The organism is Flavobacterium sp., from assembly GCF_046317795.1.
Lineage (GTDB): Bacteria > Bacteroidota > Bacteroidia > Flavobacteriales > Flavobacteriaceae > Flavobacterium.
Genome location: NZ_JBKCVI010000170.1, coordinates 1 through 14,011, shown reverse-complemented (window position 1 = coordinate 14,011; position 14,011 = coordinate 1). Strand labels below are relative to the sequence as shown.

Annotated in this window: 6 protein-coding genes; 2 read left to right on the top strand and 4 right to left on the bottom strand. The window is 35.6% G+C overall.

All coding sequences use genetic code 11. The features are described from left to right. Positions 1 to 112: 112 nt before the first annotated feature. From recO to gdhA, 3 genes are all read right to left on the bottom strand, one after another. On the bottom strand, positions 113 to 838 hold the full coding sequence (recO, locus tag ACK5ON_RS10095; protein WP_409822128.1) for a DNA repair protein RecO: 726 nt from the start codon (positions 836 to 838) through the stop codon (positions 113 to 115). Between the two features lie 29 nt (positions 839 to 867). Next, complete coding sequence (locus ACK5ON_RS10090) at positions 868 to 3,147, bottom strand: two-component regulator propeller domain-containing protein (RefSeq protein WP_409822126.1); 2,280 nt, start codon at positions 3,145 to 3,147, stop codon at positions 868 to 870. Positions 3,148 to 3,271: 124 nt separating this feature from the next. Further along, positions 3,272 to 4,615, bottom strand: a complete 1,344-nt coding sequence (gene gdhA, locus ACK5ON_RS10085) for an NADP-specific glutamate dehydrogenase (protein ID WP_409822124.1) — start codon at positions 4,613 to 4,615, stop codon at positions 3,272 to 3,274. Positions 4,616 to 5,058: 443 nt separating this feature from the next. On the opposite strand from gdhA, the gene ACK5ON_RS10080 reads away from it, so the two are divergent. Further along, the gene (locus tag ACK5ON_RS10080) at positions 5,059 to 5,817 is read left to right on the top strand and encodes a THC0290_0291 family protein (RefSeq protein WP_396174333.1); all 759 of its coding nucleotides are present in this window, start codon (positions 5,059 to 5,061) and stop codon (positions 5,815 to 5,817) included. On the opposite strand, the gene hflX is transcribed toward ACK5ON_RS10080, so the two are convergent. Further along, the gene (gene hflX, locus ACK5ON_RS10075) at positions 5,818 to 7,041 is read right to left on the bottom strand and encodes a GTPase HflX (RefSeq protein WP_409822122.1); all 1,224 of its coding nucleotides are present in this window, start codon (positions 7,039 to 7,041) and stop codon (positions 5,818 to 5,820) included. It lies immediately after the preceding gene. Between the two features lie 190 nt (positions 7,042 to 7,231). Here hflX and ACK5ON_RS10070 point away from each other — a divergent pair. Further along, on the top strand, positions 7,232 to 14,011 hold a 6,780-nt coding region (locus tag ACK5ON_RS10070), incomplete at its 3' end, for a fibronectin type III domain-containing protein (protein WP_409822120.1).

The following is a 14,011-nucleotide window of genomic DNA, read 5'->3' as shown; positions in this document are numbered from 1 at the left end:
TTCTTTAATCAGTTTGCGAAAGTAAGGAATTTTGAGAAAAGAGAATAGAAAATTGAGAAAAGAGAATAGACTTTTGCCAAAAATTAAGAAAGACAAATGATTTTTCAATTTTTTATGCAAAAACATCCTTTAAAACATCCAAAGATTTTGGTTTTCGAAATCCATCTAAGTGGAACGAGTAATAGTCAAGTAGAATTTTGAGAAGGATTTGTCTTTCGATTCCGACAAATACTTTTTGGTCGCTATCAAATTTTAAATCGATGAGTTTTTTGAACAAATGCGTTTCGTGTACGGATAAACAGCTTGTTCCTAGAAACGGTGTAAAAAAACCTTCTTTCATTTCGAAATGCTTGTCTTGGATTTCTGAGATGTCGGGATAAAAACCAAGGAACTTAGTAGCTTCGAGCATTAGAATTAAATGAAAATTGGAAGTTTCTGAGTGATTATCGAGCCAAAGCAAAGCTGATTCTAAAAAGAGAAACAAGTTTTCGTTTTTTTCTTCTTCTTGAATGCTATGGTGCAAAATTTCGGAGAGAAAAATAACTATGGTACTTTTAATAATATCGGTATTTATGGTTTGATAGGCATGAGCTAATTTTATTTCTTTGAAATGTTCTAATGTGCCTTTGTTCTTATGATTGGCTTCTATTTCTAGCAGTGTTAAGGGTTGGAAATAGGCAATTTTTTTACCGAAGTCTCGGGATGATTTTTTCGCTGAAAAAGCACTTTGTACAAAATAGCTTTTCAAACCATCGCTTTGTGTAAAGCATTTTACAATCAAGCTTTTTTCATGATATTTTAAAGAAGAAATAACAATGGCTTTGGTTTTTACCAACATTTGGAATTTGGAATTTTCGAATTGGAATTTTATCGGATAATCATCACTTTTTTAACAGCGGTTTCGGTAGCGTCATCGGCAGCGATGAAGATCATATAAACTCCTGAAGCCACTTTGTATTTTCCAAAGGCGGTGGTGTCCCATTCAATAGTTCCGCCTTCGGAAGTGGTTTCGTAAACTAGATTTCCTTCGATATCGGTGATTTTAATATTGGCTTTAGAAATTAATCCTGCAACTTTCACGGTTCCCACAAATTCTGGGCGAACAGGATTGGGATATACATATACATCTTGCAAGTTTTCGGAAGGTTTTGTTGATGTGCCTTGAAAGGAAACCATTCCTTTATCGGTGGCAAAAAAAACTTCACCTGTGGTAGCGTTTATTTCTACATCATTGACTACATTACTTGGTAATGGCGAGTTGTCTTTGGTAAAATGATAAATAGTTTCTTGCCCATTAAAAGAAAAAAGGAAAACACCCGAGTCGGCTGTTGCAATCCATTTTTGATTGGAGCCATTTACAGCAATATCGGTAATGAATTGTTCGAATAAAAGTTCTTGAGCCAAGTCATTTTCTTCAATAATTATTGAATTGGCTTTCATTTGATCTTCGCTATTATAACTTCCTGTACTGGATAATACTCGAAGACCTCTGTTGGTTCCTATCCAGACTTGATTTCTGTTGTCAATAGCTATAGCTCGTACATCTCTTGAGGGAAGATTTCCGTTGTCAACACCTTCGGTTATTTTTTTAAAAACATTAGAATTTTCATTAAAAGCAAACACACCGTCAAGATAAGTTGCTATCCATTTGGTTCCGCTTCTATCAATTACAATTTTATTTAAATTACTGGAAACCGGACTGTCTAATATACTTGCCATGTCAAATGATTGCCATTGACCATTTGGCTTTAGAACTTTGAGTTGTTTATTAATTTTACTATTTGTTACCCAAAGATTCCCTTGTCTATCAAATGCTGTTCCATTTATCCTCAAACTAGGATTACTACCACTATCTAAGGTTGGCTCCAAAGCACTATTGGATTGATTGAAAAGTTGAGTAGGCACATCGTTTTGTAGTTCAAGTAGCCCGCTATGGTATGAACTTATATAGACTTGAGTTTCATCATTAGGATTTACTGAAATTTTTGATAAATCTTTAGCACCTAAAACTTCAGAATAGGGAATGTTTAACCAACCATCTGCATTGTACTTGCTTATTCCAAATTGATTTAAAGGGAAAGGATTGTAAAAAATATCATATTCACCATACACAGCCCACAAATTTGCAGAGGAAGCATTAATTGATACAATATTATTTTTAACTGGACCATCGGGCATGATTATTTCAAAGTTAGTTGGAGCAATTATAGGCGATTCTAAAAGACCGTTTTCATTGGTGCCAATATAAATTTTTTCATTAATAACCGTTGCGCATGAAAAAGTCACTGAAATAGTTGCAACCTGCGAATTTTGAATAGTTGAAATTTGACCTAAATTTGTATTGTATATAAACACTTTGTTTGATGTAGTGATGATTAAATAATTTAAAGTTGCTCTTATATCAATACCAGTTTGTCCTATAGTGCTAAATTCTTCAAAGAAAAAACCATTGTATTTATAAAGTTTATTATTGGTGTTCATCCCAATTAGTTGGTTATTAAACGTAGCTATTCCGTTCCAAAAACCGTTATCAAAAACTTGCCATTGAGTAAAATCATTTAGATTAGGATTATTTATCGCTGCTTTTCTAATGCCAAAAATTTGTGTAACGGCATATATGTCATTGTTGAAAATAGTAGTTTGATATACTTTTATTTCTTGTCCGTTTGGACCAATAAAATAGGTGTCGCCAAATTCTAACGTAGCTAGTTTATATTGAACAATTCCAAAATCACAGGAAACATATACAATTCCGTTAAATTCTAAGAAATGGTTAATTTTCTTGATGTTTGATGGGATATTTTTATTGATGATATCTACCACGTTTAACATGGAACCATCAATATCATTGATGACAATCATTAAGCCGTTTTCATAACCTACGATTGTTTTGTTGAAAGAGTCGCTGTGGTAAAGAGCCGAAATAGTTTGCCCTGACAAGCCATCTACTGTATTTATACTTTGAATATCATTTGAAGTAAGATTTTTGATAAACAACGCGTTTTCGGCTGCAGTATACACTTTATTTGAGGACTCGGAAATATCATTTATTTGATTGTATGAAAAATAGCCTTTCCAGTTTTGATTTTGTTGGGCAAAACCGATTTGAGAAAAGAAAATAAATAACCAGAAAAAATAATTTTTCATTTATAAACAATTTGATTTACAAATATAATACAAACGTAAATAATATTGTTTTGGTATAATGGTATAAAAAAATGCCTTCATTCCTGAAGGCACTTTTATTGGTTTAGGTTGGTTGTATTCTAAATTATACTATTCCTTGTGCAAGCATTGCATCGGCTACTTTTACAAAACCCGCAATATTAGCTCCTTTTACATAATCTGTAAAGCCATTTTCATCTGTGCCATATTTTACACAGGCCTCATGAATGTTTGCCATGATGTTTTTTAATCGTTGGTCAACTTCTTCTGAAGTCCAGCTTAAACGCAAAGAGTTTTGTGACATTTCAAGACCTGAAGTAGCAACTCCACCTGCATTTGATGCTTTTCCTGGAGCGAAAAGAATTTTAGCATTTAAAAATTCTGTGATAGCTTCTGGAGTTGAAGGCATGTTTGCCCCTTCGGCAACGCAAATACATCCGTTAGCAATAAGTGTTTTTGCTTCGTCACCATTTAATTCGTTTTGAGTAGCACATGGTAATGCGATATCACATTTTACTTCCCAAGGACGTTTTCCTGCAATGAATTTTGAGTTTGGATATTTACTCACATAATCTGAAATTCTGCCGTAGTTTACGTTTTTAATTTCCATGATGTACGCTAATTTTTCAGCATTGAAACCTTCAGCATCATGAATATATCCTGAAGAGTCTGAAGCTGTAACTACTTTTCCTCCTAGTTCAGTTGCTTTTTGGATAGCATATTGCGCTACATTTCCAGAACCCGAAACGACAACGGTTTTACCTGTGAAACTATCACCTTTGGTTGCTAACATGTTTTGAGCAAAATACACATCGCCATAACCGGTTGCTTCCGGACGAATTAATGAACCTCCAAAAGAAATTCCTTTCCCAGTTAAAACGCCAGTAAACTCGTTTCTAAGTTTTTTATATTGACCAAACATATAACCCACTTCTCTTCCTCCAACACCTATGTCTCCTGCAGGAACATCAGTATCAGCACCAATGTGCTTTGATAATTCGGTCATGAATGCTTGACAGAATTTCATAATTTCGATATCTGATTTTCCTTTTGGATCAAAATCTGCTCCGCCTTTTCCACCACCCATTGGTAATGTTGTTAAACTATTTTTGAATGTTTGTTCAAATGCTAAGAATTTTAATATGCTTAAATTTACAGATGGATGGAAACGGATTCCTCCTTTGTATGGACCAATAGCAGAGTTCATTTGAATTCTGTAACCACGGTTTACTTGAGTATTTCCAGCGTCGTCAATCCAAGCTACACGAAACATGATCACTCTTTCTGGCTCTACCATTCTCTCCAAAAGCATTTTGTTTTGGTATTTTTTATTTTGTTCAATAAATGGAATTACTGTTTCAGCAACTTCCACGACTGCTTGCATAAATTCTGGCTCGTTAGCATTTCTTTTAGCAACCAACTCGATAAATTCGTTAATACTTTTTGACATAAATTATACTGTTAATTTTTTTAAGAAAACGTTTTCGTAAAATCGCACAAATATACATTTTATTAAAATATTGAGACAAATTTTTTTAGAAACTCATTTTTATTTAGTAATATTCCCAAAAGCAATAGATTTAAAAGAAAAAAAAGTAATTTTTTATTCGAAAAAAAATTCAACAACCCTTCTTATTGTTAAAATTTAATTTAAGATTAGTTACTATTTGTGTTGATTTATTTAAATATGGCTGAGTAAAATTAAAAATATCTTTTTAAGTAATTAAAGATGTATTTTATTTTCTTATGAAAGTTGATTATTCTATTTTGAATAGAAAACCCTAAAGATATTATTATTTTTTCGTACTATTTTGTCTCAATTATTGATTTTATTTTTTTATGAAAGCTATTTTTATATATTTGCGCATGATTAAGCTGAATAATACAAATAATATGTTCAAACGTATCTTATCAACTATCTTATTTTTATTTATGTTTACTAGTGTAAATGCTCAATATTCTGATGCATTTTATAAAGACATTGGAATTACTGTTGGTTTAGTAAACTTTAAGGGAGATTTTGGGGAAAGTGGAAACACAGAAAATTATATTAATAATAGCGGATACATAATTACTGGTGTTTACTATTTGTCAACAAATACTAATTATCGCCGTTTTATAGATTATTTCAAATTACGATTAGAGGCGTCTTATATGAATTGTGACTTAGCCCATTATGGTAAATGGGTTGATTCAAACAATCAAGGCCTTTTTGCAACCCAATTACGCGCCATGAAAGGAAGTGTTAATTCAATAAGTGCGGGAGCACAAATAGAATTTTATCCTTTTGACCAAGATGAGTATGGTGCGGATAATTTTTTACCATACTTGAGTTTTGGTGGTCAAGTGAATAGTTATAACTCAAAAATAACCTCAAGTTTAGGTCCTATAGGTTCGCCAATTAGTACTCCAATAAAATATTTAGACGGGGCTAAATCAAATAGTAGGGGTATTGTTCCTTCGGTTTCCTTGGGAATAGGTACACGTTATAAATTATCAACATACACGTCTTTAGTATTTGACTGTCGGATGCAATACTATTTCTCTGATTGGGTAGAGGGTATGAGTCCAACTAAATCAAAATATCCTGAAAACAAATCGAACGATTGGTTAACTTCTTTTAGCTTGGGTTATATTTATTATTTAAAATAATTAATCGTTATTTATTATATCTTTGTTATCAGTATATAAAAATTTATTGTAAGGGAAACGTGTAATGTGAATTTCCCTCACTGTTTCATATACTTTTTCTCTAAATTCCTCAAAATTTTCTTTGTTTATTGCCGAAATGAACAATGCGTTTTTTTCTCCCACCTTACTCATCCATGTTGTTTTTAATTCTGCTAACGTAAAATGTTTGGATGTTTTTTCGGTAATTAAATCATCAGAATCAATAGTCAAGTGTTTGTATGCATCAATTTTATTAAAAACCATTATCACAGGTTTGTTATTACTTTTTATATCTTGTAAAATTTGATTAACAGAATTAATGTGTTCTTCAAAATCAGGATGTGATATATCAACTACATGCAGTAATAAATCGGCTTCACGAACTTCATCAAGTGTGCTTTTGAAAGACTCGATTAGTTGAGTAGGTAATTTTCTAATAAAACCAACGGTGTCAGATAGTAAAAAAGGTAGATTTTTGATAACCACTTTACGAACAGTTGTGTCGAGAGTTGCAAATAATTTATTTTCCACAAAAACCTCACTTTTACTGATAACATTCATTAAGGTTGATTTACCAACATTAGTATAACCTACTAAAGCTACACGAACCATGGCACCACGATTACCTCTTTGAACAGACATTTGCTTATCAATAGTTTTTATTTTTTCTTTGAGTAGTGCAATTCTATCTCGCACAATTCTTCTATCAGTTTCTATTTCTGTTTCCCCAGGGCCACGAAGACCAATTCCTCCTTTTTGTCTTTCTAAGTGAGTCCACATTCCAGAAAGTCGAGGTAATAAATACTGACATTGAGCCAGTTCAACTTGGGTTCGAGCATAAGAAGTTTCTGCCCTTTGTGCAAAAATATCAAGAATTAAATTGGTTCTGTCTAGAATTTTACAATCTAAAATTTTTGAAATATTTTTCTGTTGAGAAGGAGATAATTCGTCATCAAAAATTACAGTTGAAATAGCTTTTTCTTTGATGTAAACTCCAATTTCATCCATCTTGCCTGTGCCAAGGAACGTTTTTGGATTTGGTCTTTCTAGTTTCTGAGAAAATCTTCTAATAACCTGTCCTCCAGCAGTATAAGTTAAAAATTCTAATTCATCAAGATATTCGTTTAACTTTTCCTCATTCTGATTTTGAGTAATTATTCCAACAATAACTGTTCGTTCAAAATTTATTATTTCTTTTTCTAACATTTCATCTTATTAAGTTACAAAAATAGCGATTTGAAAATGAAATAAATTAATAATTGTTTAACGAAATAATGATGCTAAAAATTATTCTTATTACAAAAATTATAGTAAAGGTTTCTTATTTCAGAAATTTTACTAAATTTGGACTTCAAAATCCTAAAAAAACACAATCAAACAACTAAAATTTTCATTCATGAAAAAAATTACATTATTATTATTTTTCATTTTCTTTTCAATTACTGGGTATTCTCAGTTAACAGAAGGATTTGAAAACACCACAGGACCAGATGCTTTGCCATCTACCAATTGGACTCTTGGGTCTGGAAATTGGGCTGTATTTGATAATGCTGTAGGTACAGCGCAACGATGGGGTAATGCCCCTGTTGCTATCCCTTCAAATGCCTATCAAGGGGATAATGCAGCATACATAAATAGAGAAAACTTGGGTACGGAAGGACTGATTTCTCAGGACTATTTAGCTACTCCACTAGTTACAATTCCAGCAAATGGGCAACTACGCTTTTTCGCAAGGAGTTTTACGAGTGGTAATCAAGGAACTTTATATCAAATAAGAGTAGCTCCAGCAACGGCATCACAGACCAATCCTGCTGCTTATACTACTCTGGTTCAACAATGGGATGAAACTACTTTGAATACCACATTTAATGTTTACGAAGAAAAAATTGTCGACTTAACAGCATTTGCAACACAACAAGTATATGTTTCATTTGTTAGAGTTCATACGCAACTACCTGGAGGTATTAATGGAGCTGGAGATCGTTGGTTAGTGGATAATGTAAACATAGTGCAGCGGTGTTTAGATCCAACAACTTTAACATTCTCTGCCGTAACACAAAACGGAGCTTCGCTAAATTGGGCTAACCCAAGTGGTGCTACTTCATGGGAAATAGAAGTTATTTTGGCTACAGCAACTCCAACAGGTACAGGAGTTATATATAACGGAACTTTACCTTATATAGTTACAGGATTACTTGCTAACACTGCGTATAAATTTTATGTTAGAGCAATATGTACTACAGGATATAGTAGTGCTTGGACTGGTCCTTCTGCTAACTTTACTACAGGAACTGCACCACCAGAATGTGGCGGAAACTTTGTAGATGCTGGAGGTTCGACGGCAAATTATCCTAATAATTCAAATTCTACGACTACAATTTGTCCAACGGTTCCTGGCGATAAAGTTACAGTAACTTTTACCTCATTTAATACTGAGGCAACTTGGGATGGATTATATGTTTATGACGGGAATGGTGTTGTTCCTGCTAACCTAATTGCCAGCGCAAACCCTGCAGGAAATGTTCCAGGTGGTTTAGCCGGTTCGTATTGGGGGACCACAATTCCAGGACCATTTACATCAAGTGCTGCTGATGGATGTTTAACCTTTGTTTTCAGAAGCGATGGCGCAGTTAACAACCCAGGTTGGATTGCAAATATTACATGTGCGCCACCACCAGCTTGTCAACAACCAACAACATTGGTATCGAGTGCAGTAACTTCTAATTCTGCTACTTTAGCATGGACTAATGTTGGAGTTGCAACTACATGGGAAGTCATTGCTTTACCTTGTACAGCTCCAGCACCAAATGCCTCTACGACTGGTTTTATAGCGACAAATACAAATCCATATACGTTTACCGGATTGGCATCGGCTACATGTTATAATTTATATGTTAGAGGTAATTGTAGTTCAACTTCTAATGGAGTGAGCGCTTGGTCGGGGCCAAGGACAGTAACAACTCTAGTTGCGCCACCAGAGTGTGGTGGAAATTTTGTAGATGCTGGAGGTCCGACAGCTAATTATCCTAATAATTCAAATACAACAACAATAATTTGTCCAACTAACCCCGGAGACGTGGTTACAGTAACCTTTACTTCCTTTAATACAGAGGCAAATTGGGATGGATTATATGTTTATGATGGAAATGGAGTTGTTCCAGCTAATTTAATTGCTAGTGCAAACCCAGCTGCTAATGTTCCTGGAGGTTTAGCCGGTTCGTATTGGGGGACAACAATTCCTGGTCCATTCACATCTTCAGCTGCCGATGGATGTTTAACCTTTGTATTTAGAAGTGATGGCTCAGTAAACAACCCAGGTTGGGTGTCTAATATTACTTGTGCACCACCACCACCTTGTCAACAACCAACAGGGTTAGTATCGAGTGCAGTAACTTCTAATTCAGCTACTTTAGCATGGACTAATGTTGGAGTTGCAACTACATGGGAAGTTATTGCCTTGCCTTGTACTGATCCAGCACCAAATGCTTCTACTACTGGTTTTATAGCGACAAATACAAATCCATATACATTTACTGGATTGGCACCCGCTACATGTTATAATTTATATGTAAGAGGCAATTGTAGTTCAACTTCTAATGGAGTGAGCGCATGGTCAGGACCAAGAACAATAACAACAGAATTAGCTCCACCAGTTTGTGGTGGAACTTTTGTAGATGCTGGAGGACCTACTGCCAATTATCCAAATAATTCAAATATTACAACAACGATTTGTCCTACAAATGCTGGAGAAATTGTTACTGTAACTTTTACTTCCTTTAATACCGAGGCAAATTGGGATGGTTTGTATGTTTATGATGGAAATGGCGTTGTTCCAGCCAATTTAATTGCCAGCGCAAACCCAGCAGGAAATGTTCCAGGTGGTTTAGCCGGATCGTATTGGGGAACCACAATTCCTGGACCATTTTCATCTTCAACTGTAGATGGTTGTTTAACCTTTGTTTTCAGAAGTGATGGGGCAGTAAACAACCCAGGCTGGGTTGCCAATGTTACTTGTGGCCCTGCGCCAAATTGTCAAAAACCTATCAGCTTAACGGCAACTGATATTACTTCTACATCGGCTTTATTGGGATGGACAGAACCTAATAGCTCTGTAATTCAATGGGAAGTTATAATATTGCCATTTGGTTCACCCGCACCAACACAATCGGCTACTGGCACTATTGTTACGGTTAATCCGGCCCAATTTACTGGCTTAAATCCTGGAACACAATATACCTATTATGTAAGAGGAATTTGTCCTACAAGCGGAACTAGTGCTTGGTCAAATGGATTTAATTTTAATACATTGGTTATAAATGACAATTGTTCAGGTGCAATTTTTGCTCCAGTTAACCAGTCTTCGATATGTCAGCAAGTTACAGCCGGGACACTGACGGGAGCAACAGCTTCTCTACCTGCCCCTGATGCACCATGTGTTGGAACAGCTGATGATGATGTTTGGTTCCAGTTTGTGGCTTCCAATCCATTTTTGACTGTATCTTTACAAAACATTGTTGGTCCAACTACTAATTTAAATTTTGCGGTTTATTCAGGTAACTGTGGAACGCTGACGCAAGTATTTTGTAGTGCTGCATTCACAACAAGTGGTGTTGTAAATGGTTTGACTATAGGACAAACCTACTATATTAGAGTGTATTCTAACGCAAATACACCACAAAACGTAAACTTTAATTTGTGTATTTCAACTCCAGCAAGTTGTGTTTCTGGTCAAGCAGCTTGTCAGAATTTGAGTTATCAAAACACTACAGGAGTAGCTAGTCAAGGTACAATAGGATGTTTGAGCTCTTCGCCAAACCCAACCTATTATACAATAAATGTTAATCAAACAGGACCAATTAATTTATTGTTAACGCAATCTACTTTTCCAACCGTAAATGGTGTTCCTGGAACCCCAAACTTGGATGTCGATTATGCTGCTTGGGGCCCATTTAACAGTCAAACAGCTGCCTGTGCTGCCATTGGTAATCCACCAACATTGGCTCCGGGTATAGGAGTTCCTGTAACTACTACAACCGGATGTAGTTTTTCTGCGGCGCCTATAGAAAATCTAAACATTGTAAATGCAGTAGCAGGACAGATTTATGTTATATTAATTACCAATTTTTCAAACAATCCAGGTTTTATTAGCTTAACGCAAACTAATTTTACAAGTCCTGGCGCAGGTCAATATCAGTGCTGTCCTGATGCGTTTTTTACCTACAATCCGGTATCTTATTGTAAAACACCAGGAGCACCAAACCCATTAGCAGTAGTGTCTTTAGGATCTACAGCAGGTGTCTTTTCCTTATCTCCAGCATCGCCAACAGGACTAGTATTTGCGAATACAGCAACAGGAGAGATTGATTTAGCAGCGAGTGTACCAGGCAATTATCTTGTTTTAAACACTGTAGCGGCTACCGCATCTTGTATTCAACAGCAACGTGGTTATAACATTAGTATTGTAGCACCAACCTCGGCAACAATTTCGTATGGTCCAACTGCTTTAACTTCTTTTTGTAAAAGCAATACAGCGATTCAGAATGTAACTCTTACAGGTACCACTGGTGGTAATTTTTCTGTAAATCCAAATGGTGGATTAAGTATTGATACTAGTACAGGAGCAATAAACCCGAGTTTAAGTGCACCAGGCATCTATACCATTACTTATAATTTGCCAGGGTCAACAGTTTGTAATGCTGCAAATCCACAAGCCACTGTAGAAATCCTACCAATCCCAAATATTATTCAACCGGGACCGATTTCTGGCTGTGGTTCAACTACACTTCCTGCTTTAACTGTCGGGAACTATTATTCACAACCGGGAGGTTTAGGAACTCCTTTGGACCCTACGATTCCTCTTACTACATCACAAACAGTTTATATTTATGCTATTAATGCGAATGGCTGTTTTAACGAAAAATCGTTTACGGTAACTATCAATAGCATTCCCGGACCAATTCAAATAACGCAAACAGTATCATCGTGCAATAGTCCAACAGGAACGATTACGGTTACTAACCCAACTTCAGTGGCTGGTTCACCAGCAGGAAATTTATTTATTTCTGAAGTTACTGATGCCGGTGTTGGATCATTGTCCTATATTGAACTGTTTAATGGAACTGGAGCTACGGTTAACCTAGCTAATTATAGATTGAGGGTTTATTACAATGGTTCACCAACCTTACAAACAACTTCTGATTTATTATTATCTGGAACTATGCCGAATAATACAGTTAAAGTAATTGCTATAGGTTCAACCGCTAATCAAGGAGGTGTAGTTCCAAATTTAGTTTTTGCTAGTTGTAATGGCGTTAATAATAACGACAATATTATTTTAACTACAACAACAGGTACCGTAATTGATAATTGGGGCGCAACAGACGGTTCGGTATATACTCCGAATGGCGGAGGATACGTATACAGGAGGAATGCTAGTGCAACCCATCCAAGTACAACTTGGAACCCCGCAGATTGGACGACTATCGTACCGGAAGATTATACCAATGTTGGGACTTATTTGTTATTTGTTTCAAACTATGAATACAGTATTGATAATGGTGCTTTCCAATCGAACCCACTTTTTACGGGCTTAGCTGGTGGACCTCATATTTTGGTAGTTAAGGATACAAACACCAACTGTACATCATCATTAAATGTTACTATTGATGTAATAGGTGGAAGTACCTTGACTTCACTAACCGGAGCAACTCCAGTATGTTCAGGAGGAGACGCTGTATTTACTTTAACAGGTACCCCAAATGCCACGGTAACTTATACTATTAATAGTGGCGCTAACCAAACGGTTGTTTTAGATTCAGCAGGAAACGCAACAGTAACTATAACTGCTATTACAGCTGATACCGTTTTCCTGGCAAGTCAAATTAGCTTAACAGGATGTGTTGTGCCAATAAATAACACAGCAACTGTGGCAATTACCTTAAATCCAGCGATTACAAGTTTATCAGCTACAACCCCAGTATGTTCTGGAGGAAATGCTGAGTTCTCTTTATCAGGAACTCCAAATGCTTCGGTAACCTATACTATTAATGGAGGTGCTGACCAAACGGTTGTTTTAAATGCAACAGGAAATGCAACAGTAACTATAACTGCTGTGACGGCAAATACCACTATTTTGTTAAGTCAAATTAGTTTAGGAACATGTAACGCAACGATAACTGATACAGCTACAGTTGTAGTTAATCCAAATCCAACGTTTGGAAATTTAATTGCTACAACCCCAGTATGTTCAGGAGGAAATGCTGTGTTTGGTTTGACAGGAACTCCAAATGCAACGGTAACTTACACTATTAATAGTGGTGCTAATCAAACGGTTGTTTTAGATGCAGCCGGAAATGCAACAGTAACTATAAATAATGTGACAGCAAATACGACTATTTTGTTAAGTCAAATTAGTTTAGCTTCTTGTACTACTTCAATAAGTAATACAGCAAGCGTTGTAGTTAATCCAAATCCAACGTTTGGAAATTTAACAGCGACAACCCCAGTATGTTCTGGAGGAAATGCTGTGTTTGGTTTGACAGGAACTCCAAATGCAACGGTAACTTACACTATTAATAGTGGCGCTAATCAAACGGTTGTTTTAGATGTTACTGGAAATGGAACAGTAACTATAAATAATGTAACAGCAAATACAGTTATTCTGTTAAGTCAAATAAGTGTAGCAGGATGTAATACAACACTTAGTAATACTGCAACAGTTGTAGTTAATCCTCTACCTCAAGTAGTTATTGCAGGTGATTGTGTCGGTTCTGCTTACACGCTAACTGCCAATCCAGTTGATGGTTCTTTCGATCCATTAACAGCAACTTATTCTTGGGAAGATAGTTCAGGAAATCCAATTGGAGGTAATACACAAAGTATAATTGTTACTCAGCAGGGAGAATATACGGTGAATGTTTTTTCTGTTGGCTGTCCGGGTTCTGCAATGTTTTCAGCAGATGATATAGCTTGCGTTATTCAAAAAGGGATTTCTGTAAATAACGATGGCAAAAATGACACTTTAGATTTAACAGGGTTTAATGTTAAAAATTTAAGTATTTTTAATAGATACGGAGAAAAAGTGTATACTTACCAAAATTATACTAACCAATGGGGCGGACAATCTAACAATGGAGATGAGCTACCAGATGGAACTTATTATTACGTAATTAATCGC

Coding starts and splice junctions, on each gene's coding strand:
- recO (WP_409822128.1), bottom strand. CDS start 838: ATGTTGGTAAAAACCAAAGCCATTGTTATTTCTTCTTTAAAATATCAT.
- gdhA (WP_409822124.1), bottom strand. CDS start 4,615: ATGTCAAAAAGTATTAACGAATTTATCGAGTTGGTTGCTAAAAGAAAT.
- ACK5ON_RS10090 (WP_409822126.1), bottom strand. CDS start 3,147: ATGAAAAATTATTTTTTCTGGTTATTTATTTTCTTTTCTCAAATCGGT.
- ACK5ON_RS10080 (WP_396174333.1), top strand. CDS start 5,059: ATGTTCAAACGTATCTTATCAACTATCTTATTTTTATTTATGTTTACT.
- hflX (WP_409822122.1), bottom strand. CDS start 7,041: ATGTTAGAAAAAGAAATAATAAATTTTGAACGAACAGTTATTGTTGGA.